The sequence below is a fragment of the Nostoc sp. DSM 114160 genome, from assembly GCF_053470305.1.
This window is the reverse complement of sequence record NZ_JBPFGO010000003.1, coordinates 1,041,016-1,066,845: the sequence shown is the minus strand read 5'-3', so window position 1 is coordinate 1,066,845 and position 25,830 is coordinate 1,041,016. Positions and strand designations below refer to the sequence as shown.

Here is a 25,830-nt window from a genome sequence, read left to right as displayed (position 1 = left end):
ATGCATCTGGATTAGCTACCAGCAGCACACCTTCATGCTTATCTTCGTTCTTCAAACTTTAGCCGAAATTCTCGCTGGAGGAACCTCACTTACCAGTACAGAGCAAATTGACTTTAGCCATCCTGGTAATCGTAGGGAAGAGGGAGCAGGCCCGACTCTCAATTTATATATTTTTGATATACGTGAGAGTAAGCAGGTACAACATTCTGGCAGGCAAGTAGAACGCAAGCTAACACGCGCTCTACAACCTGCCACTGTAAATTGGGCACCAGCTTGGTTTGATGTTTCGCTGCTATTAACAGCCTGGGATAGAACAGCTTTAGGTGAGCATCATTTTATTAGTGAGGCATTGACTGTGCTGTTGCGCCATCGCACCTTGGAAGAAGAGTTTTTGGTTCCTGAATTACGGGGCTATGGTAATTTGAACATGACAGTTGCCTTAGAGCCGCCAATTGAGATTGGCTCTTTATGGAGCGCTCTCAATGTGCCATTGCGTTCAGCCTTATATTTGACAGTTACAATACCCTTCGAGCCACAACCGGCTCCAGTGCCTTTGGTTTGGGAGCGAATTTTCAATTTGCGAAATCAATTGTCTCGCGATAGTGACAGTTTAGTATTAACCAGGCGAGTTGCGATCGCAGGTATTGTCAAAAGTGCGGTGACAAATTTGCCGCTGGTAGCAATAGAAGTGGCTGTGAGAGGAACTGACAAGTCCATATCAACTACTAAAGAAGGGTTGTTCTTCTTTGAAGACCTTCATTTAGGTAATTATGTTTTGACTCTGAATCATCCTGGCTATTTACCCCAAAACGTCAATGCATTGGTAGATAACCAAAGTAATACTTTCAAAGAAATATTTCTAACTCCTGAATAATTAGATTTTTACTGACTTGGAGAAACTTTCATGGCTAGACTTGATTACTTTGCTCCTGGTGTTTACATCGAAGAAATTGACCGGGGTAGCCGACCAATTGAAGGTGTTAGCACAGCAGTTGCCGGATTTGTAGGCTTTACAGAAGACGTTCGCGGTGGGGCTGAATTATACAAGCCCATGCTAGTAACCACTTGGACGCAATTTTTAAACTACTTTGCCCGTCCCAACTCTGACGGCTTCACTGACTTCAACGCCTATTTACCCTTTTCAGTCTACGGCTACTTTATGAACGGTGGCGGTCGTTGCTGGGTAACAAGCATTGGGACTCAGTTACCAGGCGCACCTAGACCTGCAACTCCAGAACCGGCTACCCTCAGAATCAACGCTAGAGGTAATCGTCCAGCCCTGCGCTTTACTTTGCGCCCTGAGCAAGCATCAGGTGGATTAGTAAATATTGTAATTGTTGATGGTTCGCCCCGCGCTCTACCCGAAGGTACTGAAGGAGAAGCACCTCCCAATACAGGCGAATATTTCACCATCGAAATTCGTCGGGGAGATGAACTTTTAGAGCAATACGAAAACTTGAGCATGAACCGCGACCCTAATGCTCAAGTCGCAACTTATGCGCTGACAGCATTGAGAAATTCGATGTATGTCACCGTAGAAGACATCACTCAAAGCGGACAACCTTTAGCTCGTCGTCCGGTGAATGGTCAATACGAATTAGCACCGCCCATTGTCGCTGCCACACCCGATAGATTTTCACAAAATTTAGAAGGGGTTAGAGACGATCGCACCGGGGTACGCGGTATCTTTGAAGTTGATGAAATCACAATGCTGGCTTGTCCTGATGTGATGCGGGCTTATCAAGAGCAAGTACTGAATTTAGATCAAGTTCACGGCATCATCGAGTTGATGATTAGTATGTGCGAGGGTTCTGCCAGTGGCGATATTCCCAACCCACCCAACCGCATGGTTGTACTTGATTCGCCACCAGAAGCCGTCAAACCGCAACAAGTAGTGGAATGGTTGAATAGATTTAACCGTCGTTCCATGTTTGCGGCCCTTTATTATCCTTGGATTAAAGTACCTAATCCACGCGATCGCGGTAATCCAATTTTAGTACCTCCTTGTGGTCATGTAATGGGTGTTTGGGCCCGCACCGACGAAACCAGAGGAGTTTACAAAGCCCCAGCCAATGAAGTTCCCAGAGGCGTAATTGGTTTGGGCTATGACACCAACTTCCGCGAACAAGAACTATTAAATCCCTTGGGAATAAATTGCATTCGCAGCTTCCCCAATCGAGGTATCCGCATTTGGGGCGCACGCACTTTAGTTGAGCCAGATAAAACAGAGTGGCGTTACATCAGCGTGCGTAGATTAATTAGCTATATCGAGAAATCCCTAGAATTAGGGACTCAGTGGGTAGTTTTTGAACCGAACGACCAAGATTTATGGGCGCGTGTCACCCGCACCGTCAGTAACTTCTTAGAACGTATCTGGCGTGAAGGTGCTTTATTTGGTGCATCTCCAGCCCAAGCATTCTATGTCAAGTGCGACGAAGAATTGAACCCACCAGAAACCAGAATTTTAGGACGTTTATATATTGAAGTCGGAGTTTGTCCCGTCAGACCTGCGGAATTTGTTGTTTTCCGCATCAGCCAATGGAATGGCATTGAAGATAGCGAATAAAACATAGGGCATGGGGCATTGGGCATGGGGCATTGGGCATTGGGCATGGGGCATGGGGCATTGGGGAAAGAATTCTTATAACTCCTAACTCTTAACTCCTAACTCCTAACTCCTAACTCCCCATTTCAAAATTAATTACACACAAAGGAGTCTAAAAGTATGGCAGGCGAATTTTTAACCTCTTGTAAGTTTTACTTCGAGGCTGATGGAATTACTGATAAATTCATCAAAGAAATTAGCGGACTAGGCGTTGAAAATACACCAGCGCAAGAAGTTCACGGTTCATCTAAAGGCGCTAAACTAATGCGTCAAGCTACACCAACTGTTGTTAAATTTACCAACATTACAGTAAAAGTCATCGCCACTGATGATATAGACCTTTATAAATGGTATCAAGACTGTAACGAAGACATGGGAGACCCTCGGAAGTGGGCACAGAATCGTAAAACTGGTTCAGTAGTTGCTTACGACCAACAAGGCTCAGAAAAAGCACGCTGGAACATTGTCAATTGTTATCCCTGTAAATACACCGGGCCTACCTTAACAGCCTCTGGTGGTGATATGGCAAATGAGACTGTTGAATTGGTTCACGAAGGAATTAAACGAATCAAATAATTAGCATTTGCAGTAATTAACAGTGGTACAATCCGCAAGCCGAATTCCAGAAGTTCTGACAGCCCATCGGTTCTATTTAGAACTGACACTAGAAGGTCAAAACGATGCCAATTGTTTCTTTTTGGAGTGTCAAGGCTTTAAAAGAACACAAGAGGTAATTGAAATTACTGAAGTCACTTCTCAAACCTGGGGTACAAAAGGACAATCCAAAGGTCAGGTGGTGAGAACCAAGCTTCCTAGCAATCCCAAGAGTGGTAATCTCATTCTGCGTAGAGGTACCACCAACTCTATGGATTTTTGGAAGTGGTTTGAAAAAGTCGAAAAAGGTAATTGGTCACAGCAACGTAGACTTGTTGCTTTGTCTATTTATAATCAGGCAAATGAAGAAGTAGCTAGATTTGAATTAGCCGGTGCTTGGCCTGCAAGTTACAAAATTGCCGATGTCAACGCCCGCAGCCATGACATCGAAATTGAGGAGGTGGAGGTTGCTTTTGAGGAATTTAAACGCGTGAAATAATTAGGAGAATTATGTTTCCCACAGAGTTTGAATTTACACTGCCAAAGGGGTATCTAGACTCTGAAGGCAACCTCCACCGCAAAGGTGTAATGCGGTTATCAACGGCGATAGACGAAATTGCACCCTTGCGTGACCCCCGCGTTAAAGCGAATCCCGTTTATGCCACAATTATTATCTTGTCGCGAGTGATTACCTGTTTGGGTGCTTTATCAGAAGTTACTCCTGCAATCGTGGAAAACTTTTTTTCCCAAGATTTAAATTATCTCCAAGATTTTTACCGTCGAATCAATGGCTTGGAAGGCGAAACTTCCATACCGGAAGATACAGTAAATTCTCCCGAAGCACTTGTTCATAATTGAATTGGGCATTGGGTATTGGGGAATGAGGAGCAGGGGGCAAAAGGAAAAGTTCTAAGCTACGTCTGCAAGTATCAAAGACTCATTAAGGGAACTCCAAATAAAAAAATACTCAACTACTTTTTGTGGGATGGGCGACACGAGCGCCCCAAGCCTTGGGCGGACAAGATGTCCACCCCACAAGATTGGATAATTTATTTGTTGGAAGTCCCTAATGAGTATCAAAGCCTCATTAAAGGAGTTCAAAGACTCATTAAAGGAGTTCAAAGACTCATTAAAGGAGTTCAAAGCCTCATTAATGAGTATCAAAGCCTCATTAATGAGTATCAAAGCCTCATTAAAGGAGTTCAAAGCCTCATTAATGAGTATCAAAGACTCATTAAAGGAGTTCAAAGACTCATTAAAGGAGTTCAAAGACTCATTAATGAGTATCAAAGCCTCATTAAAGGAGTTCAGAGCCTCATTAATGAGTATCAAAGCCTCATTAAAGGAGTTAGCCTCGTTCCCAGCCTAGAGGCTTGGGAATGTATTCCCAGAGGTTCTACCTCTTGTCAACAAAGAGGAGGCAGAGCCTCCCAGAATGGGTTCCCAGCCTGGAGGCTGGGAACCAGTCAGAAAAGACTCATTAATGGAGTTTAAAGACTCATCCCCTATTCCCAATGCCCAATGCCCAATGACGGCAGTTGCTCCACTTGGGGAGACCCCAAGACCGCACCGCCTCCCCAATGCCTAATGCCTAAATAAAATAACCTATGCGCCGTAAAAAGGATACTCTCTGCACAGAATTTGCTTTCACTCTTCCTAGAGGATTGAGTGATGGCGAACAACGAGTACATCGTCATGGGGTGATGCGTTTAGCCACCGCCAAAGATGAAATTTTGGTGCAACAAGAGCGCAAAGTTCAAGAAAATCCGGCTTACGGTGTCTTGGTGATGCTAGCACGGGTTATTACTCGCTTGGGCAGTTTCAACTCTGTTAGTCCTGATTTACTCGAAGGACTTCTCCTACATGACATTGCCTATCTCCGAGAATTTTACAATCGAATCAATCAACAAGGCAATGTACACATTCCGACACAATGTCCCCACTGCAATACTCAATTTTCAGTGGAGCTAGAACTAGCGGGGGAGTCGTAAGCTACCCCTCTGATACTTTATATGAGGAGGTAGCTTTTATTGCTTATCATTTCCACTGGTCACAAGATGATATTTTAAATTTAGAACATACTACCCGTCAGCGCTGGGTAGCAGAAATCAATAAAATTAACCAAAAATTAATATGAAAGTTAAAGTTAGCTACTCACCAAATTTAAGTGAAGTCAATGAAGTTGACCTGACCACAGAAACTCCAACAAGAGGAGAATGGGTAATAGGTCGTTCTCCTGATTCTGATTTAGTCCTAGACAGCCCTGATATCAGTCGGGTACATGCTAAGTTTTTTGTTAAAAGTGGAAATTACTACTTTTCTGACCTTGGCAGTAGAAATGGTTCAATAGTTAATGGGAAACAGGCTGAAAAAGATCGACCATATTCTTTGAGTGATGGAGATATTATTCGGATTGCAGATTATGTTTTGATTTTGGAAGCAGTTGCTCCTGCTTATGAGCAACCAGAGACAGTCTTTAGAATTATAGATCCTTCACTGTTTTCTCGGCCGCGATCGCCAGAAAATGTCAACGCTGCCAATGTTGTTAATCCAGCCCCAACCCCAGAGGTAGTTAGCGAAGTTCCACCGCCAATTAGTTCCGAAGTAGAAGCACCGCCTGCCTCAGAAATCAGCGAAATCTCAGAAGTTGTTTCGACTCAACCTGATGATGTCATTCCTGTTGTTGAGACACCAGCAGCAGTTAGCGAAGTTCCACACGATGTTCGTGATGATATTGTGGATTTGCGGACATTAGTTACACCAGAAGTCAGCGCCGATAGTCAGGAAGTCGAAGTTCCAGAAGTCAGCGAAGCCTCAGAAGTTTCTTTGACTGAACCTGATAACGCCATAGCTGCACCTGAAAACATCATTGAAACTCCTGAAGAGGAAAGTGTTCTTCCAGAAGCTAACCATGATGAGGCTGGAGATTTTGAAGCAGCACTGGCGACAGAATCTACTTTCGTACAACAGCGTGATACAAGTGCTACTCCAGACACTACCTACGACGAGGATGCAGAGTTAGAGGCAGCACTAGCAGCAGAAGTTACCTTCGTACAGCCACGTGATATTTTAAACGAAGTTCCTGTACAAAGCGCCACTCCCGAAGCTACCTACGACGAGGATACAGAGTTGGAGGCAGCACTAGCAGCAGAAGTTACCTCCGTCCAGCCGCGCGATATTTTCCACCATGTATCTGAGGAGGAGAGTGACATTCCCGAAACTACTCATGATGAAGTAGTGAATTTGGATACGCCAGTAGTAGAAGAAACCAGTGAAGTTGTTGAAAACGAAGAGATTCAGCCACAAGCAGCAGTGGACCAGAGCCAAGTTACACGGGATATCATTGATGAAACTACTCACGATGAAGTAGTGAATTTAGATACGCCAGTAGTAGAAGAAACCAGTGAAGTTGTTGAAAACGAAGAAATTCAGCCACAAGCAGCAGAGGAGCAGAGCCAAGTTACACGGGATATCATTGATGAAGCAATAGATTGGGATAGGTCAGTTACAGCAGCAGACAGCGCAGATGTTGAGGAAGTAGAACCTACTTCTGCGGTGGATGAAACAATAAGCGAAGTTTCGGAAGCATCAACTACACCTGATGATGCCGTTGCGGAAGTTTTAAGCAATCAATATATTGATTTGAGTAATGCAAGTACTGAAGAAGTTAGTCTATATGTTGATGGTGTTGCTGCACAAATAAGCGAAATTTCTGACTTCGGTTATATTCCATCTTTGGAAACAACAGAAAGTGGAGCTACTGAGAGCATCAGTCAAACTATTGAAGCAATTCCTGAAGTAGAAGAAGCTCATTTTGATGAAACTCCAGAAGAAACAAATGTTAGTGAGTCTCCTCAAGCAATCATTGAAAGAAACATAGTGCTGATTGCTCATGAAAGCAAAAAATCAGAACTTGCTGAATTGGTTTCCGAACATCAGGAATTTTTCTCGCAGAGTTTTACAATTACCTGGCCATCTGTTAGTGAAGTTTTACATCAGCAGGCAGGGATAACGATTAGTCAACAAACTCCCGCACCAACTTCTGGAGGATATCAAACAATTGCTTCATTGGTTGGAGCCGGAGAAATTGTAGCAGTTATTTTCCTGCGAGATTTGCTGCAACCTCAGCCTGGTCAAGCAAATGAAGAAGCACTGTTAAGATTATGCACTATTAATCAAGTTTTATTGGCTACTAACTTGTCAACAGCAGAGGCAATTGTGCATTATCTGAAACACATCTAGCAATGATAAATGAGTTATGAACAAAAAGATCCCCGACTTCGTAAAAGTTGTCGGGGATTTGAGTCTCTTGGCGTTTACAAGTAAAATATGATGACTATATTTTTTGAAAAGTTGCAAATTGCGTAGAATAATTTCGATATTAAAAATTAATCCAAAAATATACGTATATTTTAAAGTAAAATCTATTTAAGAAAATGGTTGTAACTTTTAAAAGTTTATTTAGACAGCCAGTTATTCTTTCAAGTGCGATCGCAACACTTCTATTAGTAGGAATTCAAAAACTGGGGGTTTTTGAGCCTCTAGAAATGAAAGTCTACGACCAAATGATGCAATTACGTGCCGACCCAGGCCCAGACACCCGTTTATTGATTGTTGCTTTAAGTGAAAAAGATATCCAAAAATGGAATTGGCCCTTGTCTAGCGAACTTCTAGACCGACTATTAGGCAAACTTGAAGAATATCAACCGCGAGTCATTGGTCTAGATATTTTTCGTGACTTACCAGTACCGCCTGGTCATGACAAGCTACTGCAACGCCTCCAACAGAGCGATATCATCATTCCCATTTGTAAACATTCGGGTTCTAATAATCCGGGAGTAGCACCCCCAAAAGGCGTTGAAGCAGAGCGAGTAGGATTTAATGATGTCGTAGAAGATACTGATGCCACAATTCGCCGCAACCTCTTATTAGTAAGTGCAGAGGAGTCTGATTCTTGTCAAAGTACCTATTCCTTTAGCTTACAACTAGCGCTCAAATATTTAGAAGTTGGAGGCATCCAACTAGAATTTACCCCCAAAAAGGAACTACGACTACGTAATACTGTATTTAAACCTCTGCAAAGTAACGCTGGCGGCTATGAAAAAGCAGATACCAATGGCTACCAAATCCTGTTTAATTACCGTTCTGGTCATCAAGTTGCCCAGCAGGTAACTATTACAGAAGTACTTGCAAATCAAATTAAACCAGATTTAGTTAAAGACCGCATCGTTTTGATTGGTTCAACAGCTAATAGTTTAAATGATATTTTTAATACGCCCTTTGCTAGCGGGAAATCAGATAATTCTGGCAAAATGGCCGGAATTGAAATTCATGCCCACAGCGTTAGTCAAATTCTCAGTGCTGTTCTGAACAAACAACCTCTATTTTGGTTTTTGCCTGAATGGGGTGAAGTCCTGTGGATATGGGGATGGACTGTAGTTGGTGGGTTGCTGGTATGGCGGATTCAACATCCGCTAGGCTTAGGATTGGCAGCACTAACAGCCCTAGCAGTATTATTTGGAGCCAATTTTGTCATTTTTACCCAAGCTGGATGGTTCCCAGTCATACCTCCGGCGTTGGGGTTAGTATTTACTGCCGCCAGTGTGCTTGCTTATAGTGCTTATCAAACCAAGCAAGAGCAAAAAGAAATTACCCAACGGGTTCAAGAACACCAACAATTAATTCTAGAATTACAAAATCTTTTACGACAGCGTGGCAACGCCTCAAATGAAGCGCCAACGGTAATTGTTGATTCTATCGGGCAAGAAATTGCACTAGGAACGGTACTAAATAACCGCTACAAAATTACTCAACCCTTGGGTTCTGGCGGATTTAGCAATACTTATTTAGCTGACGATATCCAGCGTCCTGGTAATCCGCAGTGTGTGGTTAAACAGTTGCGACCTCCCCGCCAAGATGCAGAATATTTAAATGTTGTCAGACGTTTATTCGACGCGGAAGCAGAAATTTTAGAAACTTTGGGAAAGCACCCACAAATTCCTCGACTGCTAGCTTTTTTTGAAGAAAATCGGCAATTCTCTTTAGTGCAAGAATTTGTTCGAGGGCACGCTATGGATAAAGAGTTAACTGCTGGAAAGGGACTAAAACAAGCTGAAGTTGTGGAGATACTCAAAGAAGTTTTAAATGTACTAGTTTTTGTTCACAGCTATGGCGTAATCCATCGAGATATCAAACCTAGTAACTTAATTAGGCGAGAATCAGATCGGCACATTGTTTTAATTGACTTTGGCGCTGTTAAGCAGATTCAACCTCAGCAGCAAGAAGTTCAGACAATTTCAATTGGCACTCCTAATTATGCACCTTCGGAACAAATGAGCGGGTTGCCAAAACTCAACAGCGATATTTATGCATTGGGAATTATGGGAATACAAGGCTTAACTGGAGTAGAACCCAGAGAGTTTCGTAGAGATGCAAATACTGGTGAAATAATTATCCAAAGCCAAGCTGATGCTAATCAACAGATTTGGCAACATTGGCGCGAATTCACTGACGCTACAGACGAGTTGGTGAGAATTTTAAATAAAATGGTACATTTCGACTTCACTCAACGATATCAATCAGCCGCAGAGGTGCTTAAAAATCTCGAAAGTCTTTAGTATTTTTTTCAACACTAAAATGCTAATAAAAAAGCTTGGTCATTTACATGACCAAGCTCTTAATCATTTCAATCAATCATTACAGGTAAAGTAGTGCGACGCCGAGTAGCCCGCACTTCGGCAAGCTCAGTGACCATCGTAGACATCGCAAGCAGATTATTAATTAGCAGATTGTTCCAAATTCACCTTGAAAACTTTGTTCTTTTCTTGCTCAGTTTTAGGCAGTGTTAAATTCAAGATGCCATCTTTATAATCTGCCGTAACATTAGTGTTTTGAATCCGAGCCGATAGAGGAATTACGCGTTGGAATTTACCGTAATGAAACTCACTTCTGGTGACACCTTTTTCCTCTGTTTTCGTTTCAGACTTCCGCTCACCGCTAACATAAACAGCATTTTCTGTGACTTGTACATCCAGGTCTTTAGCTTCTATTCCTGGCAGTTCTATCTTCAGATGAATCGCATTTTCAGTTTCTTGAATTTCAGCAGCCGGAACTTTGCTTAAGCCTTTGTCAAACAATGCAGATGGTAGTCTGGTATCTTCAAATAAACTATTGATTTGGTGTTGTAGAGTGTCAATTTCTCTCCAAGGATTCCAACGAACTAGTGTCATAACTCTTCCTCGCATTAGTTAGTATTTTTTAATAAGTTTTGCACTGAATCTTGTGCTTACATATTCATATTATGCAGAGTGAAAGCTGCTGTAAATTCGGTTTTTAACACCAATTAATTGATGATTGCCGTACTAAACTAGATAGAAAAAAATTGACGGTTTACTCTAATTTGTCTATTCGGGTTTACCGAATAGACAAATTAGATTCAATCATACTAAATCAAGAAATCTGCTGTTGAAGGGATAGCCTAGAAATACGATGCCTCAGTTGGGCTATATCTACAACTGAGTAATAGCGTTGCATAAATTTTTAGATAACCTCAGTTAAATATATATCTGTTCAAGTTTGTCCTGAACTTAGCTCTCGATTTATTAACCAACACAGCATCAATGATGAAACTCTTTCCTTGGCTTAATTTTGCACACATTGTTGATTCTAGTGTCCTGCCTAGAATCGCTAGGACTCAAATAGCTACTCATGGCAAAAGTGGCACATCAATCAACACCGCTGTCAAATCTAATACTTTACGCAACGATTCCACAGATATCAATTGCCTCAAAACCTTTGATACTGCTGTTCTTGCTTATCAGATGATGGGTCTTAGCAACTTTGAATGAATCGTCGGATGCAATCACCCAAATGGGTGAGGAGCAAATCAACCGTTTAGGTGAACTGGGTGCAGGAAGTTAAGACAAATAAAAAATAAGACTCTATTACTCAAGAACACTAATTGCACTTTACTATAACTAAGGATAATCCGATGAAACTCTCTATCTTGATTGATTCTGTACTCATTGTTACTTCTATTGCTTTATTACCTAGAATCGGTGGCGTTCAAATAGCTACTAACAATAGTGGCAAACCTATAGCTATCAATTCTAACAATTCATCTAACGTCAGCTACCTCAAACCCTTTGATGCTGTATTTCTAGCTGATCGAGGTAATCTGAAAGCACAGGGTGGTCTTAGCAGTAGCGCTTTGGTATCTCAATCCCAAACAGGAAACCTGACTGCATTAAATGTGGTTAAGACTGCTGTTAACGCTAAAAAGTTACCAACACAAAAAGCTTTGAATGATAAAGGTTATCTAAACGCTGTCGAGTTGCAGTTGACATCAGACGACAGCACTAACGATTTATCTTACTAAGTAGAGACTTGCAGAGGTTCGTAATGGATTTATAAAATGCTGTACTATCATCTGGTTGCTTTGACAAAAAAATGCGTAACCGAGCAGGAAAAGCTGCTGTCTCCCCCTAATTACCATTATCATTCGCAAAAATTACTTTCACCCCTCCAACACCTTGGAGGGGTTTTTAGTTGGTGCTACGGTTGCTACTTGCTCTAGCGTTGTCCTATGCACAGTAGCACTAGAATGCTTTCTGCTCCCACAACGGCGCGACTCATCACACTTTTAGAAATAAGGGACGAGTCATAAATTATTTACTGTTCTATCAAATTAACGTTGTTAAGTTACTCAGCAGGTGTAGTTTTCACCTCCAGGCTGTGTTAAATATTGTGATGCGAAACAGGAGTATAGATACGTTGCGAAAGCTTTCTCCCGAATCTCCTTTATTTATTGTATTAATCATTATTAGTTTTATAATAGTAACTTTGTCAACTTGGTTATCATCTAAACCATTCGTTTTAAAACCATTTGGAGCTAATGATATTGTCCAGCTACTCACATTACAATTATTTATTTCTTTGTTGTTAGAGCGTTCTTTAGAAGTTTTTATAACTACTTGGCGTGGCCCATTCGTCGAACAATTAGATATTAGTATTCAGCAAGAAAAGGCTCTCATCTCTGAGAAAATAAAACTTATGGAAGGACAACAGCAACAATTTCCTTCTTTGGAATCAAATCAAATCAGTGGACTTCCACCAGAAGGAATGAGTTTAGAACAGCAAATTATCCAAAATTTTACACAAAATCAACAAAATTCATTAAAACTTTTCCAGCCACAAATGGATGATATACATGAAAAAGAGCGCCAAAGAACAGCCTATAAATCTGATACACGAATAATTGCTCTATGGACATCTCTTTTATTCGGTCTTTTAATGAGCGCAATAGGTATTCGCTCAATCGAACCACTTGTAGTTATTGATTTAGATAATCCCATACAAGTAATTATTTTCCGTTGTTTAGATGCATTGCTGACAGGAGGTTTAATTGCAGGAGGTAGTGAGGGAATTCATAAGCTCATAAAAGTTTTTATCGACTTTATGGAAGCTACATCTAAACAAATCAAAAATCAGGGATCGTCTTGATGAAACTCTCAGAGCGACACCGAGCAGCGCCTTAAAGTAGAGATTGCATACAAAAAAGCCCAGTATTTTTAACTGGGCTTTTAGCTATCTCAATCAATTATTGGAGGTGAGAAGTTTCGCACTTATGCAGCAGGTTGTTCTAAATTAACCTTGACGACTTTGTTCTTTTCTTGCTCGGTTTTAGGCAGTGTCAAATTCAAGATACCGTCTTTATAATCTGCGGTAACATTGGTATTTTGAACCCTAGCAGATAGAGGAATTACACGTTGGAATTTGCCATAGTAAAATTCACTCTTGGTAATACCCTTGTCTTGGGTTTGAGTTTGGGATTTGCGCTCACCGCTAATGTGAACTGCGTCTTGGGTGACTTGAATATCTAAATCTTTAGCTTCCAGTCCTGGCAGTTCTAGCTTGAGATGAATCGCATCATCGGTTTCGTGCAATTCAGCAGCCGGAACTTTGATAAAGCCTTTTTCCAACCGTGCAGACGGGACTTTGGTATCTCCCAATAAGCCGTTGATGTGACGTTCTAAAGCGTTCAATTCTTGCCAGGGGTTGTAACGAACTAGTACCATAACTCTTTCTCGGAAAAATTCAGCTATTGTTTAATCGTTTTTGCACTTGCCTTTGTGCTTATGTATTTATAATAAATATGGTTCCAACTTGTGTAAATTCGGTTATCATCACCTAATTAAATGATGATTACCGCACTTAATTAGACTTAAAATTAAATTACGGTTTACTCTAATTTCTCTGTTCGGTAAACCAGAATAATAACTATTAAGACCAATAATAATCAACTACCTAACCTGCTGTTGAAGGAGATATGCAGTCAGGCGATCGCTTATCTTTTCAAAACAACAACATCCAAGCTCTATTGCGCCGTGGTATTCCTAAGACTTTAGGCTAGAATCCTCTAGCATCAAGGCAGGGGTGTTGACAAAGGATTTATGATTTTTGGCCGATCTTACCTGATAATTCAGGTTTTATAATTAAAGTTAAAGGGCTTAGAGTATTAAGCATAAATGAGGTTAAAAGCTGTGAAGAAAATAGTTGTTGCTGCAATATTTAGCTTAATCGCTGGCTCAACGTCTTTACTTTTTCCCCAAGCCGCTAAAGCTGATAGGGTTGTTTACTGTCGTCCTGTTATTGATAATAGGGTACTCAACTCGTCGGCTAACCATCCCAATGCTTATACAAATGGTTTTCGAGAAGGACAACAAAGCGCTCGGAATAGAGAAGCTTATAAACCTCGGACTGCGGGAGGCGAATTCGCTCGTGGTTTTCACGATGGTTATTTGAATCTACCTTATGCTGGGCAAGAGAATGTTGTACCTAGAACAATTGTGCAACATACTACTCAGATTTGTGATGATGATTACACCGTAGCGCCTTCTCCTGTTTACATCTACAACCCTTATCCCATCTATGTGTCGCCCTATCCTACTTATGGCATCAACTTCGGATTTGGAAGAGGGTTCCATTTCGGATTTGGCGGAGGGTTCCACGGATGGGGTCATCATCGAAGATGGTAGGGAGTGGGGAATTTCGTCAAAGAAAGTTTCTGGGCTGGAGGATACTTTGTATTCACCCTCGGAAGTGAGGAAGGAAAAATTCGAGAGTATATCTGAAATCAGAAAAAAGAAGATATTCGGATGATTAGATGAAAGTATTAAATAATAACCGCCTTGGGCTATTGGCTATGTAATGCAAGCAATTCTCTTTCTCTATGTTGATTGGCAAGAAAGGCGTAAGGCTTAATGCCTTACCGCATAAAAGTTGAATTATCTAGATGAGATTAGTCAATAAGTTGTGGGGTGGGAATTTGCGTATCGATATCTGCTTGGGAAAAATTAGGTAGCAACCAGGTACTCTCACCCGCCTTGAATACTTTCGCAGGTTCAACATTCAATTCAATTGCACCAGTGGCTGGATTGGTTCTAGCAAGAGACTGTGTACCATCGACAAACTTAACGGCGATGGGTTGAGTCAGTTGTTGTGGTTGAGCGTTTGGGCCTAAAACCACTTGAGAACCTGCGGGTAAGTAAATACCATCGCAATCCCAATCATCATCGGTGATTGTTCCTGCACCCAAAAAGTAAAGTTGGGTTGGAATTTTTTTTGGTTTATTGGCATAGACAGCCAAAGTCTTTCCAGTTTCATTGCGGCACTGCGCCCGCTTTCTAGCTGTTTCTATGACATTTTTCTGAAACTGCAATTGTGCTAGTCGCTGCTGGAATTGCTCAGGTGTATAGCCAGCTTGCTCAGGTGTATTCTTTACAGTTAGAAGTTGATTGAGTGCCTGAGTTACCTCAGCATAGTCAGCCCCCTTAGTGAAATCCTTACCTGCCCAAGAGGGTTGAGCAATTAGCAGATTCACCATCAATACGAGCGCAACAAAAACAATTTTGAGAAACTGCATAAATTTCTCCTTTTTTTTGAAATTAGTGTTCAGTACCACTGAAACTTTACCAGATTTCAAATCCTTGAAAATTTCGATCGCGATCGCACCACATACCCATAAGATTAATTAATAGCCCTACAAGCTCTCCTCAATATCCACTAAAAGTTGGTAACAGTTAACTATGAACTGATGGCTGATGTCAAACTCTTAACTGGGTGACGGCGATATTACCAGAAAAACATACATCTACATCGCTACCAGGAGTGCGATCGCGTTTGCTATATTCTCCTACATAATAAAAATTATCGCCTTCAATTCGATAGTTCACAGGCAAAGGTTTGGTACAGGCTTGGCAAAATACTATCTCAGGATGTGGTTCTCCTGGTTGCAGATGCGGCAGATTCACATTCCAGAAGCTTCCTGGTTCTAGGGGACGCTTGAGTAAATCCGCTAAAACTTCAGCTGTGAATTTGGCAGCTAGATCCCAATCAAAATTCAGCTTGGCTTTACGATAGTGGGAAATGGCAACTCCGGGAATACCGTGCATCGCGGCTTCCCGCACGGCGGCCACTGTGCCAGAAATATAGGCATCGACTCCCAAATTGCCCCCAGCGTTGATGCCTGAAAGTACAAATTTGACATCTGCGGCAATTTGTGTTAAAGCAATTCTCACGCAATCAGCAGGAGTACCTGCGATCGCATACTCAGTCTCAGAACGTCGCTGGAGGTTGATAGCACGAGTAGTAGTAACTTGATGTCCACAGCCAGACTGATGATCGGCAGGAGCAGCGATAATAGAATTTCTGCCGTTTACAGCTTTGAGCAGCGCTTGGATACCAGGGGCATCAATGCCATCGTCGTTAGTTAAAAGTATAGTCATGTATATATGATATTGATTTAGCTAAAATATCAGAAAAATGCAGATATAAACCATCACATAGACATCTCTAGAAACTAAATATGCATTGTCCAGAACCCTTGTAGAGACTTAGCAGTATAACGTCTTGACATTCTTTTTTACTCAGATATCTAATGAGTACGTTAAGAAAAGCTACTCGCAGATATGAAAAAATATGCCGTTGTTGAACCAAAATATGAATCATGCGATATGATTTCTAGATGGTTTGCAAATTCCGCCCTCAGTATTTGGGTTAATTCCCAAAATGGGCGGTATTTCTTGTGACTAGTAAGGGGGTTTAGCGTCAGGTTAATGCTTGCAACCGCCCTCAGGACAAGTTTGTGTAATCAAAAATCCCGTACAATATACATATTTGCTGGGAATATCAGAAATTTTACACTGAAGAAAATCGGGAACGAGGTGATTTTTGCAGTGTTTCTGTAGTATTTTTGGTGCAAGTCTGTCTTAGGGATTACACGATGAAACAGCTCCTCAAACAAGTTTTTAGCAGTCAAAAACACCTCATCCGGCTAATTCTACCTTTGGTGACGATTATTTTCGCAGCCTCGCTGTTTGCCACACCTGCTTCAGCCACAGGTGTGTATCAAATACCCAGTCTGACAGCAGGGAATGACACCTGGGTTTTAGATCGAGGTGAAGTCATCAGCCGTCTGAATGAAGGCAAGATTAGCAGTGCTTTTAAGGATTTGGCAAAGCAAACAGATAAGGAAGTCAGAATTGTTACTGTTCGCCGACTCGACTATGGCGAAACACCAGAAAGCTTTACTAAAGAACTGTTTGAAAAATGGTTTCCGACAAAAGCAGCCCAAGCTAATCAAACTTTGTTGGTTCTTGATACAGTTACCAATGGTACTGCCATTATTACTGGGGATCAAGTCAAGCCTTTGCTTACTGACTCTATTGCCGAGAGTATAGCTACTGAAACAGTAAGTGTGCCGTTACGCAATGGTGACAAATATAATCAGGCATTTCTCGATGCAAGCGATCGCCTTGTCGCCGTTCTCTCTGGCAAAACCGATCCAGGGCCACCCCAAATAACTGACAATGTGCAGGTTGGAGGCACTTTCAAGAAAGCAGAAGAAACCAACCAAGGCAACGCTACTGCTTGGGTTGTAGGATTGTTAATTGCCGCCACCGTTATCCCAATGGCAACTTACTATATCTATCAGATAAATCAGCCCTCTTCTAATGGGTAATGGCAGAGTGGGGAGTTAGGAGTGGAGTTAGGAGTTAGGAGTTAGGAGTTATGAATTTCTAACTCTTAACTTTTAACTCCTCACTCCTAACTTTAATCTTGAACATACTCTTGCCCTGTAACTAAAGCTACCTCAGCCCGGACAAATTCTCGACCTAAATAAGCTGCATGATCTAATTGAGTTACAGGAGAAGGCTGAGTTTCTTCAAAAATTTTCACGCAAAGTTCTTTTGCCGTTCTGGCGCTAAAAACTGTTGTATGAGTTCGTTCTACCTTTTCTCGCGCTGGAATTACCTTTCCCGTTTCAGGATCGACAGCTAAACCGCGATCGTCAATCACATTTGTAAAATGCTTGGCATAAATTAACCCTGCGTCTCGATCCAAGTAAATAATGAAATATCCACCGGGATCGAGGTCAATATGACGCTGGGAAAGTTTATCATCAATTGCAGCTAAATCTTCAATTATTAAATTCATAAGCATTATAAAAAGAAATTTTCTTTCTTGAGGGGTTTTACACTCTATATCAAGTGTAATTCCTATCCTCCTTAGTCTTCTTCATATCTTTCAGATATTTTTGATCCCTTTTACTTAAAATAAAATTAGAGAATTAGACTCAACTATTCCGAATAGTGCCATCTGGCATGATGGTGTTACGAAAAGTAGTGCGATGCAGATTAGATCCTTCCAAATTGGCTCCAGTCAAGTTAGCTTCCCAGAAGTCGCATCCCCCTAAATCAGTTCCGCTCAAGTTAGCCCCTATCAAATTAGCCCTATAGAAACGAGTTTTGTGGAATCTCGCTTGTCTAAGGGTCGGCATTAGTCAGGTTAGCAACATCGAGACGAGCACGTCGCAAGTCAGCTCCTCTAAGATCGGCTTCGGTCAGATCAGTACCATCCAAGCAGGCTTCAAACAATTTGGCATTAACCAAACTAACTGCCTTCAAAATAGCACGAGCAAGATAGAACTCCTCCATATTATTCCCAGTCAAGTCAGTGCCACTCAGGTCAATCCCGTCCAAGCCAGGATCGGAAAATTTAACTAGAGCGAAGTTACGTTCTCCAGCAGCATATCTTTTAATCAACTCATCACGATTCATAAATATTTTCTTGAACTTATTTACAACATCAACGCTGTGTTGATTATCGAGTAGTTGCTTTTCCTCAACCATTTTTCTCACTAAATGGCAACTCTACATTAATTGCTTCAATCTGCTGCTGTTCGAGTTGATTCACTTCCTTAATATAGGGACGAATAATTTGTCCTAAACGATTATTGTAAAAGCGATGCAAACTGTGATTTGGCATAGCGGGGAAACCACGGCGTTTTTTGTGACGCCCGCCCGCACCAGGGTCAAAAATTTGGATATTGTTAGCGATCGCCCACTCAATCGGTGCATAATAACAAGCATCAAAATGTAAGCAATCTATTTCTTGAAAACTCCCCCAATAGCGTCCGTAGAGTTTGTCACCTTTAAATAAACAAAAGGACATTCCTAAAGGATGAGAATTATCTTCCTCGCTATATGCGCCAACAAACAAGACTCGATGGCGATAATCGGTGTGTAGCTGCTCAAAAAACCTGCGTGTGAGATACTTGCTACCCCACCAGCCAAACTTATCACAGGTGTCAGCATAGAATTCGTACATCAAGGGAAACAAAGACTGAGGAATTTGATCCCCGCTTAGAGGTTGCAATCTTAAACCTGCTTTTTCTACAGCTTTGCGTTCCCGCTTGATATTACGGCGCTGATTCGCATTGAAAACTTTCAAGTAATCATCAAAAGTTTTAAAGCCAGCATTTTCCCAGATATAGCTGTGGTGCAGCCAAGTTGTAAAGCCATGCCGTTCCAGCATCGGACGCCATTGGGGATCGACATAGAGAAAATGACATCCAGAAATCCGATTTTTGGAGCAAAAAGTATCAATTTCATGCACCATCAGCGCTGTGATTTCATCCTCGTCTTCTCCTGGGGCGATTAAGAAGCGATAACCTTCTGCTGGGGTAAATGGTGTCATTCCCAGCAATTTTGGGTAATATTGGACTCCGATGCGATCGGCTAACTCTGCCCATTGGTGATCGAAAACAAATTCACCAGAACTATGTCCTTTAAGATAAAGTGGCGCAGCCGCAATCAGCGTTTTATCTCGCCACAATGTCAAATGATTTGGCAACCAACCAGTTTTAGCCGTAACACTCTGGGAAGTTTCGAGATTATTCAGCCATTCCCATTCTAAAAATGGCGTTTTGAGTGGCATTGCCAAAGCATTCCAAGCATTTTGGGGTACTTCAGCAATTTTGTTCGTCCAAATGACAGAATAGCGAGGCTTAAGTTGTTCCACCATCTTAGAGGAGTAGGGAGTAGGGAGCAGGGGAGCAGGGGAGCAGAGGAGTAGGGGAGCAGGGGAGCAGGGGAGCAGGGGAGCAGGGAGTGAGGGAGTGAGGGAGTTAGGGGACAAGGAGATAAACAAAACTCCTAACTCTTAACTCATAACTCTTAACTCTTAACTCCTAACTCCTAACTCAGCACTCAGCACTCCTAACGCCCTATCCCCAATAAATAACTTAACTTAGCGTAATCTAATCTGCTGGTCGTTGCAGGCGATAGTGCAAAAACACTTCTTGCTCAACTGTATGAACTTCTATAAGTTGTAACTTGGGAGCCAAATCAGGTAAAAATCCTTTCCCTTCAACGGGTGTGGGTGCAGTATTACCACCTAAAATCAGTGGACAGACAGTTAGCCATAATTCATCAATTAAGTCTAATTTCACCAAAGAAGCGACTAATTCACCTCCACCCAAGATCGCCAAGCGTGTTATATGTAGAGTGGTTAGATACTTCAAAGCTGCGAGAATGTCAATTTCTTGCGTTGGTGTTTCAAAAACCAAAATCTTCTCAAATTCTGAAGGGTACTCCTGTACTCCGATTCCCAGAGTTGAGTGAAGTGTCTGTAAGCGTTCTTTCCACGAAAATTCCCCTGCTGTTGTGGTGAGTAGCCAGCGTCTAACTGGTTGCTTAAAAAAGTGAATTTCCGGATTAAGGTTTGCAGAGTTTGTAATCACTATATGAACTGGTTGCTGAGGCTTCCCTGCTTGCGCCCGGAGTTGCACTAGAGTTGGATCGGTTAAAGTAAGTGTTGTTCCATAAGCATCCAGAGTCCTAGCACCGAACAAAACGGCATCAGAGGCAGCAATTTGTTTTTCTAAGTGCGCTTTATCAACCTTTGAGCCAAACCTAGCAGGCGATCGCTTAAAATCTGCTATCTTGCCATCTGCACTCATTGCTAAAACAACTGTAGTATGAGGACGATGTTGCAACATTAAATTGATTTGATAGTTTTAATATTTACTTTAGTCGTATGTAGATTCTCTTTAAACCATACCTGCAACCTACTGTTTTATATTTCACCATTGTATTGATATGCAACACAAATCGCTTCTACATCTAGCATATACGAGTTTTGGTATACCACGTTTCTTTTTGAATTATAGCAATTTGTTATTTTTAAACATTGAAAATAAAATTCTGATAATTTAAGAAAATGTCTCATCTAGCTAGTTTAATTGCATATCTTTGGTGTTGTAGATTGCAGGTGCAAAGTGAGACACTTGATGACTAATTCCCGCCAATCTTCCTTCCGTCGAATTTTAGTAACAAGAATATTGCTGCTGTTTGTTCCAGTTTTACTAGTAGGCGAAATTGTTGCCTTGAATAAGGCACGTACTAGTATATTGAGAACTGCACGGCAAAACTTAACAGAAAGCGCTATCAGTAAAGGAGAGAGAATTGGTGATGCGATCGCAATCTTAAAAGCTAATTTGCAGAGTGTAAGCAAAACAACGGTTATTCCATCGGATTCGCCTATACAAGAGCAAGAATTTCTCACGCAGTTAAGGCAACAACTTCCAGCTAGTATTGAGTGCATCCAATTAACAAATCTCCAAAGCCACAAAATAATTGCCAGTAGCTGTGGGGAGCGAGAAATTGGCGAATTGAGATTACCTTTCCCTAGTGAGGGAATTGATGTCAAAGCAATCTTACCGCCAAAAGCAGGAACGACTGGAAAAAGAAACACACAAAATCAGCAGCTGCAACTAGTTTTATCTGCACCAGTCTTTGATAGCCGAAAAAATTCAGTTTACAGCTTAAGTATTCAGTCTGCATTATCCCAACAAACCAAAAATCCGCCGGGATCGCTCACAGGCGCTATGGTAGTGATTGCTGAAGATGGCACAATTTTGGCACACCCATTGACAGATTGGGTGGGAACTAATATCAATCAGCACCCTCATGCTTCCCAAATCAAAAGCATAATTAAAAATGCAATTACGGGACAAAACGATTCGATAAATTTCTCTTTTACCGAAGGAAAAGAATTAGTCGCTGGTTATACAGCAATTCCAAATCCACTCACTCAACAGCAGCAGCAAAAATGGATAGTTTTAGCTGTTACTAGCGTCGATAATGCACTTTTTGGTTTAGAGGAAATTAAATTAATTCTGATCGTTTTGACAGTCGGTTTGATTGGTGCAAGTTTGTTAGCATCTCTATATTTAGCTCCTTACTTGGCACGTCCTGTAGAAGAATTACGAGACTACGCTCTCAATATTCACTCTCATCATGCCGCACAACCAGTTCCGCACAATTTTCAAATTCGGGAATTCAATCAACTAGCCCAAGCATTAGACCAAATGGTAAAACGGCTGAAAGCTGGATCGGAAGAATTAGAAATAGCTTGGAAAGAAGCAAAAAGCGCTAACCAAATTAAAAGCCAGTTTTTAGCTACGACTTCTCATGAATTGAGAAACCCATTAAATATTATTATTAACTGTATTCGCCTGGTTGAAGAAGGTTTATGTGATGACCGGGAAGAAGAAATGGAGTTTCTCAAACGTGCCGATGAAACAACAATTCACTTGTTAGGTATTATTAATGATTTGCTCGACATTTCTAAAATCGAAGCAGGTAAGCTTTCAGTTGTTTCCACACCAATTGACCTCCGACAACTATTGTTAGAGGTAATTAATTTACAATCAGTTAATGTCCAACAAAAGGGCTTGCAATTGAAATGTGAGTTAACTTCCAAAGTGATACCAATTAAGGCAGACGCGGGAAAACTAAAGCAAGTGCTGATTAATGTTATCGGCAACGCCACCAAGTTCACCGACACCGGAAGCATCACCATTTCAACAGAAATCCAATCTACTAATGGTAAATCTCAGGTGGTAGTAGCTGTCAAAGATACAGGTATAGGTATCGATCCGACTCAACAGCATAAACTATTTCGCCCCTTTGTAATGGTGAATGGCACTACCACACGTCAGTTTGAAGGTACTGGGACTGGGACTAGCGATTTCACGAAACTTAATCGAACTCATGGGAGGCACTATTACTCTTGAGAGTGCGGGACTTCATCAAGGTACGACACTGAAAATTACCTTACCTTTGATTGATATCTCGCTGTTAGCTGTTCCAAATAAAGAAGCAAATGTCGGGGATCTTGGGTTCTCCTCTGGGAATGAGCCAGTAAAAGCAAGCCGCTATCCCAGCCTACAGGAATCTGGGGGAAGTTCCTCTTTGGGGATCAACAAATCTGTAAAAGTAGAGCTAGACAAAGAGAAGCTCCCGAAGTCCCAGTTGCTATTTGGAAATGAGACTTGCGAGATTCGTCTTTCACCCCTGCAAACTATCTTGGTAAGTCTTCCAAAAGGAGGAGTTTGTGCAAATGGGACTTTCAAGAAGTAATTTAGTCAAAAGTCCATATTCATAACTACTCCTAAGACTTTTACTCCTTGACGATGCGATCGCTCAAAAAAACAGGTTTACCGCCTTGATTAAGAGATAATGTTAGAGCAGCAAGAATTTCTACTAACTCAGTGCCTACCCAGCCAGACGAAATCTCTGAGGGAGTATTGTTAAGAATTGAGACAACAAAGGAGGAGCAAACCCGCTCCAATGGTTCTCCTGGCTCTAATTCCAGCACTATCTGCCTTTGATTCACAGGAATAAATTGATTCCCCTGCTGTTCAAACTCACCATGTAGCAGGGTTAGGGGTGATGATATTGACATTTCATCAAAAATCAAGCTGCCAAGGCTACCTACAATCCCCAGCCGTCTCTGTTTATCAGAATTCAGCCAACACAAATGAATATAAGCTTGAAAGCCATCTGGGTATGTAAGTGTCAGCCATACTAAATCAGCCAAACCTTGAGGCAGAGCAGAATCTGTATATGGACTCACCTCTGCTCCCCTGCTCCCCTGCTCCCCTGCTCCCTGTAGCCACACAGTACCCGTTGCTTGTACTTGCACAGGAATTTGATCCAGCCAAGCGTTAAAAATAGCAATATCGTGAATAGCTAAATCCCATAGTGCATCAACATCTTGCCGGACAGGCCCTAAATGGGTGCGGGTGGCATAGCCATAGCGTAAATCACCTAATTTCCCCGCTTGTACTACAGTTTTTCCTCGCTCAACTGCTGGGTGAAATAAATAGGTATGGTCAACCATGAGTATTAAATTATGCTGCTCTGCCAACTGGCAAAGTTCCCGACATTCTGCGGGGTTGAGAGTTAGGGGTTTTTCTGCCAAAACATGATATCCCTGTTGGAGAGCATCTTTAATTAAAGCATAGTGGGTGGTAGCAGGAGTAGCGATCGCCACTGCTGTCAACCCTGGCACTGTCTTTAAATTCTGCCACTGGGTTGTTAATAGTACATTTCCGCCTAAGTTAAACTGCTGCTTTACTGCCGCTAATCGTTCTGGATGAGGGTCTACTACAGCAACTACATTTACTTGAGGATGTGCTAAAAAATTCCGCAACAGATGCACTCCCCAACGCCCAACTCCGATAACAGCAATTTTAATTTGGTTTGTCATTTGTCACTTGTACTGAGCGAAGCCGAAGTATTTGTCATTTGTCACTTGTACTGAGCGAAGCCGTTGGCGCAGCCTCTCGTAGAGAAGTATTTGTCATTTGTCATTAGTTATTTGTATACAAAGGACGAGGGACAAATGACCACTGACAATCAACTGATTATCGACTAATCACCCTTCTTTTAAGCTCAGGGTATTTGCGGATTGGGAATTGCTAAAAAAGCTACTTTAGCTGCGGCTTGTTCGGCGGTTTTGATCGATCGCCCCTTACCTTCTCCGAGTTTGTTTCCGTGCAGCCACACTTCAGCCAGGAAACGTTCTTGATTGCGGTGCGGTTGAGTGACTTCTACAACCCGATACTCTGGTAAAACTTTAAATTGCGCCTGAGTCCATTCTTGGAGAGCAGCTTTGTAATTTAGTCTGGCAGGATCGAGGCGAATTTCTGTGGCTAGTTGGTGAAAGTGGGGATCTAGCCAAGAGCGAATCAATTCCAGATTTTGAGTACTTAAGTAAAGCGCACCCAAAACTGCTTCAAAAGCATCTGCCAGTCGTGACTCTAGACCAACTTTATCGGCGGTAGCACTACCAGCGACTAGTAAGTATAACTCCAAACCATAAACTCTGGCTAATTGGGCGAGAATGCGATCGCTCACCAACACCGAACGAATTGCCGCAAAATCCCCTACTGAACAATCGGGATAATTTTCCCATAATACAACAGCCGACACCAACCGCACCACTGCATCGCCAACAAACTCCAGCTGTTCATAATTTGCCGAATCAGAGACAGTGGGATGAGTTAGCGCTAAATCCAGCAGTTCCCACTTTATAGGTGCTTCTAGCGACAAACCAAATTTTTGGACTAAACTTTCAAGTTGCCGTTGACGGCGTGGATAGGCAAGGGGCATTACGCGATCGGGGGAAGGGGGAAGGTAACTAGCTATCTATCTTATATCTCTAAAGTTCTTGGACTATCACTTTAACAACTTTTCGCTACTTCTCTCTATCTAGCTTCTCTTGAATAGCTTGACGGCAAAACTCAGGAGGATCGTCTTTAGCTTTTACTTCTTCCTTCATTTCCTTGGTGACACGAAAATTTAATTGTTCAGTTAATTCTTTGCTTGGTTGGTTTCCAAAATTTTCAGGTTTACCTTTAGCTTTAGCCATTTATATAGAAACGTAAATATAGCTTGAAGTCGATGTTAACAACGGAATAGAGTTTTATATCGGTGGCGATCGTGTCTTGCAAACTAGTTCACCACCGATTTCCACTTTTACAAGAGGTAACTCTATTTTATGTTTACGCGCACAGAATTAGAAGTTAAAAGCTTGAGAGCGTTACGCGATTTATGTCTGATACAGTATGGCATCCAAGCAATAGGAAACCCTGCGGATAAGGCATCCTACATTAACGCACTCCTGACTTTTCCTGTTATAGCCTGCAAGCAAGTGTCAGAAAATAAAGGATTGAAGTCTCCTATGCTTTCTCAAGTACAAGCGTTAGAAGCAACGCTAGAGGCTATGGGAACACCGACACCAGAGCAGTCAGCATTGCTCAAGGTGACGATGGAAGGAAGGAAACTAGAGTACCCAGCACGGTACAGTCAAGAAAAACTGTTTGGACTCTATCGCGTTAAATGGCATTTGGATACAGCATTAGAGATATTGGGAATGCTTTAAATGCTTTAGATGATCGATTAGCGATGTCTACGACGAGCTTCGCTTACGCACAAAAC

28 protein-coding genes and 1 pseudogene are annotated in these 25,830 nt (G+C 41.8%); 17 read left to right on the top strand and 12 right to left on the bottom strand.

Annotation, left to right across the window (positions count from 1 at the left end):
- Nucleotides 1-34: 34 nt before the first annotated feature.
- From NSTCB13_RS29915 to NSTCB13_RS29870, 10 genes are all read left to right on the top strand, one after another.
- Nucleotides 35-874 carry a Pvc16 family protein gene (locus NSTCB13_RS29915; protein WP_448274750.1) on the top strand — a complete coding sequence of 280 codons (840 nt, stop codon included), beginning with the start codon at nucleotides 35-37 and terminating at the stop codon, nucleotides 872-874.
- Nucleotides 875-904: 30 nt separating this feature from the next.
- On the top strand, nucleotides 905-2,566 hold the full coding sequence (locus tag NSTCB13_RS29910; RefSeq protein WP_448274749.1) for a phage tail sheath family protein: 1,662 nt from the start codon (nucleotides 905-907) through the stop codon (nucleotides 2,564-2,566).
- Between the two features lie 159 nt (nucleotides 2,567-2,725).
- Nucleotides 2,726-3,181 carry a phage tail protein gene (locus NSTCB13_RS29905; RefSeq protein WP_094331970.1) on the top strand — a complete coding sequence of 152 codons (456 nt, stop codon included), beginning with the start codon at nucleotides 2,726-2,728 and terminating at the stop codon, nucleotides 3,179-3,181.
- A 22-nt stretch (nucleotides 3,182-3,203) separates the two neighbouring features.
- Entirely contained in the window at nucleotides 3,204-3,698 is a 495-nt protein-coding gene (locus tag NSTCB13_RS29900) for a phage tail protein (protein ID WP_445626818.1), read from the top strand.
- A gap of 11 nt (nucleotides 3,699-3,709) precedes the next feature.
- Nucleotides 3,710-4,057, top strand: a complete 348-nt coding sequence (locus NSTCB13_RS29895; protein ID WP_448274748.1) for a hypothetical protein — start codon at nucleotides 3,710-3,712, stop codon at nucleotides 4,055-4,057.
- Nucleotides 4,058-4,268: 211 nt separating this feature from the next.
- On the top strand, nucleotides 4,269-4,568 hold the full coding sequence (locus tag NSTCB13_RS29890) for a hypothetical protein (protein WP_448274747.1): 300 nt from the start codon (nucleotides 4,269-4,271) through the stop codon (nucleotides 4,566-4,568).
- Between the two features lie 238 nt (nucleotides 4,569-4,806).
- Nucleotides 4,807-5,190, top strand: coding sequence for a hypothetical protein (locus tag NSTCB13_RS29885; RefSeq protein WP_094347971.1), 384 nt, complete (start codon nucleotides 4,807-4,809; stop codon nucleotides 5,188-5,190).
- Nucleotides 5,133-5,336, top strand: a complete 204-nt coding sequence (locus NSTCB13_RS29880; protein WP_313931140.1) for a DUF6760 family protein — start codon at nucleotides 5,133-5,135, stop codon at nucleotides 5,334-5,336. The genes NSTCB13_RS29885 and NSTCB13_RS29880 overlap by 58 nt, the downstream gene beginning before the upstream one ends.
- Entirely contained in the window at nucleotides 5,333-7,441 is a 2,109-nt protein-coding gene (locus NSTCB13_RS29875) for an FHA domain-containing protein (protein ID WP_448274746.1), read from the top strand. The genes NSTCB13_RS29880 and NSTCB13_RS29875 overlap by 4 nt, the downstream gene beginning before the upstream one ends.
- A 194-nt stretch (nucleotides 7,442-7,635) precedes the next feature.
- Nucleotides 7,636-9,816 carry a CHASE2 domain-containing protein gene (locus NSTCB13_RS29870; protein WP_448274745.1) on the top strand — a complete coding sequence of 727 codons (2,181 nt, stop codon included), beginning with the start codon at nucleotides 7,636-7,638 and terminating at the stop codon, nucleotides 9,814-9,816.
- Nucleotides 9,817-9,975: 159 nt separating this feature from the next.
- Here the strand turns inward: NSTCB13_RS29870 and NSTCB13_RS29865 are convergent, their stop codons facing one another.
- Entirely contained in the window at nucleotides 9,976-10,428 is a 453-nt protein-coding gene (locus NSTCB13_RS29865) for an Hsp20/alpha crystallin family protein (RefSeq protein ID WP_448274744.1), read from the bottom strand.
- 390 nt (nucleotides 10,429-10,818) lie between these two features.
- On the opposite strand from NSTCB13_RS29865, the gene NSTCB13_RS29860 reads away from it, so the two are divergent.
- The 3 genes from NSTCB13_RS29860 to NSTCB13_RS29850 all read left to right on the top strand — a co-directional run bounded on the left by NSTCB13_RS29860 (nucleotide 10,819) and on the right by NSTCB13_RS29850 (nucleotide 12,700).
- The gene (locus NSTCB13_RS29860) at nucleotides 10,819-11,046 is read left to right on the top strand and encodes a hypothetical protein (RefSeq protein ID WP_448274743.1); all 228 of its coding nucleotides are present in this window, start codon (nucleotides 10,819-10,821) and stop codon (nucleotides 11,044-11,046) included.
- A 143-nt stretch (nucleotides 11,047-11,189) separates the two neighbouring features.
- Entirely contained in the window at nucleotides 11,190-11,576 is a 387-nt protein-coding gene (locus NSTCB13_RS29855) for a hypothetical protein (RefSeq protein ID WP_448274742.1), read from the top strand.
- A gap of 395 nt (nucleotides 11,577-11,971) precedes the next feature.
- A complete protein-coding gene (locus tag NSTCB13_RS29850; RefSeq protein WP_448274741.1) occupies nucleotides 11,972-12,700 on the top strand; it encodes a hypothetical protein in 729 nt (242 codons plus the stop codon).
- A 122-nt stretch (nucleotides 12,701-12,822) separates the two neighbouring features.
- On the opposite strand, the gene NSTCB13_RS29845 is transcribed toward NSTCB13_RS29850, so the two are convergent.
- A complete protein-coding gene (locus NSTCB13_RS29845; RefSeq protein ID WP_448274740.1) occupies nucleotides 12,823-13,275 on the bottom strand; it encodes an Hsp20/alpha crystallin family protein in 453 nt (150 codons plus the stop codon).
- Nucleotides 13,276-13,740: 465 nt separating this feature from the next.
- On the opposite strand from NSTCB13_RS29845, the gene NSTCB13_RS29840 reads away from it, so the two are divergent.
- On the top strand, nucleotides 13,741-14,235 hold the full coding sequence (locus tag NSTCB13_RS29840) for a hypothetical protein (RefSeq protein ID WP_448274739.1): 495 nt from the start codon (nucleotides 13,741-13,743) through the stop codon (nucleotides 14,233-14,235).
- 263 nt (nucleotides 14,236-14,498) lie between these two features.
- Here NSTCB13_RS29840 and NSTCB13_RS29835 read toward each other — a convergent pair whose 3' ends face one another.
- Nucleotides 14,499-15,122 (bottom strand): hypothetical protein, encoded by a 624-nt coding sequence (locus NSTCB13_RS29835; protein WP_448266278.1) that lies wholly within the window; start codon nucleotides 15,120-15,122, stop codon nucleotides 14,499-14,501.
- Nucleotides 15,123-15,303: 181 nt separating this feature from the next.
- Nucleotides 15,304-15,984 carry a 5'/3'-nucleotidase SurE gene (gene surE / locus NSTCB13_RS29830; protein WP_448274738.1) on the bottom strand — a complete coding sequence of 227 codons (681 nt, stop codon included), beginning with the start codon at nucleotides 15,982-15,984 and terminating at the stop codon, nucleotides 15,304-15,306.
- Nucleotides 15,985-16,481: 497 nt separating this feature from the next.
- On the opposite strand from surE, the gene psb32 reads away from it, so the two are divergent.
- Nucleotides 16,482-17,219 (top strand): photosystem II repair protein Psb32, encoded by a 738-nt coding sequence (psb32, locus tag NSTCB13_RS29825; RefSeq protein WP_445626829.1) that lies wholly within the window; start codon nucleotides 16,482-16,484, stop codon nucleotides 17,217-17,219.
- A gap of 92 nt (nucleotides 17,220-17,311) precedes the next feature.
- On the opposite strand, the gene NSTCB13_RS29820 is transcribed toward psb32, so the two are convergent.
- The 5 genes from NSTCB13_RS29820 to NSTCB13_RS29800 form a co-directional block, all read right to left on the bottom strand.
- The gene (locus tag NSTCB13_RS29820; protein ID WP_448274737.1) at nucleotides 17,312-17,695 is read right to left on the bottom strand and encodes a DUF4346 domain-containing protein; all 384 of its coding nucleotides are present in this window, start codon (nucleotides 17,693-17,695) and stop codon (nucleotides 17,312-17,314) included.
- Nucleotides 17,696-17,834: 139 nt separating this feature from the next.
- Nucleotides 17,835-18,038: a pentapeptide repeat-containing protein gene (locus tag NSTCB13_RS29815; protein ID WP_448274736.1), complete on the bottom strand. Its 204-nt coding sequence runs from the start codon at nucleotides 18,036-18,038 to the stop codon at nucleotides 17,835-17,837.
- Nucleotides 18,025-18,390, bottom strand: a complete 366-nt coding sequence (locus NSTCB13_RS29810) for a pentapeptide repeat-containing protein (RefSeq protein WP_448274735.1) — start codon at nucleotides 18,388-18,390, stop codon at nucleotides 18,025-18,027. The genes NSTCB13_RS29815 and NSTCB13_RS29810 overlap by 14 nt, the downstream gene beginning before the upstream one ends.
- Nucleotides 18,383-19,564, bottom strand: coding sequence for a GNAT family N-acetyltransferase (locus tag NSTCB13_RS29805; RefSeq protein ID WP_448274734.1), 1,182 nt, complete (start codon nucleotides 19,562-19,564; stop codon nucleotides 18,383-18,385). The genes NSTCB13_RS29810 and NSTCB13_RS29805 overlap by 8 nt, the downstream gene beginning before the upstream one ends.
- A 235-nt stretch (nucleotides 19,565-19,799) precedes the next feature.
- Nucleotides 19,800-20,540, bottom strand: coding sequence for a RibD family protein (locus tag NSTCB13_RS29800; protein ID WP_448266275.1), 741 nt, complete (start codon nucleotides 20,538-20,540; stop codon nucleotides 19,800-19,802).
- Nucleotides 20,541-20,831: 291 nt separating this feature from the next.
- Between NSTCB13_RS29800 and NSTCB13_RS29795 the strand changes: the two are divergent.
- Nucleotides 20,832-22,965 (top strand): annotated as a pseudogene (locus NSTCB13_RS29795) (ATP-binding protein).
- 40 nt (nucleotides 22,966-23,005) lie between these two features.
- On the opposite strand, the gene NSTCB13_RS29790 reads toward NSTCB13_RS29795, so the two are convergent.
- From NSTCB13_RS29790 to NSTCB13_RS29780, 3 genes are all read right to left on the bottom strand, one after another.
- A complete protein-coding gene (locus tag NSTCB13_RS29790) occupies nucleotides 23,006-24,097 on the bottom strand; it encodes a Gfo/Idh/MocA family protein (RefSeq protein ID WP_448274733.1) in 1,092 nt (363 codons plus the stop codon).
- Between the two features lie 185 nt (nucleotides 24,098-24,282).
- Complete coding sequence (gene rnc, locus NSTCB13_RS29785) at nucleotides 24,283-25,002, bottom strand: ribonuclease III (protein WP_445626835.1); 720 nt, start codon at nucleotides 25,000-25,002, stop codon at nucleotides 24,283-24,285.
- Nucleotides 25,003-25,087: 85 nt separating this feature from the next.
- Nucleotides 25,088-25,261: a hypothetical protein gene (locus NSTCB13_RS29780; protein ID WP_273765553.1), complete on the bottom strand. Its 174-nt coding sequence runs from the start codon at nucleotides 25,259-25,261 to the stop codon at nucleotides 25,088-25,090.
- Between the two features lie 129 nt (nucleotides 25,262-25,390).
- Here NSTCB13_RS29780 and NSTCB13_RS29775 point away from each other — a divergent pair, with 129 nt between their 5' ends.
- Complete coding sequence (locus NSTCB13_RS29775) at nucleotides 25,391-25,774, top strand: hypothetical protein (protein WP_445626836.1); 384 nt, start codon at nucleotides 25,391-25,393, stop codon at nucleotides 25,772-25,774.
- The last annotated feature ends 56 nt before the right edge of the window (nucleotides 25,775-25,830 follow it).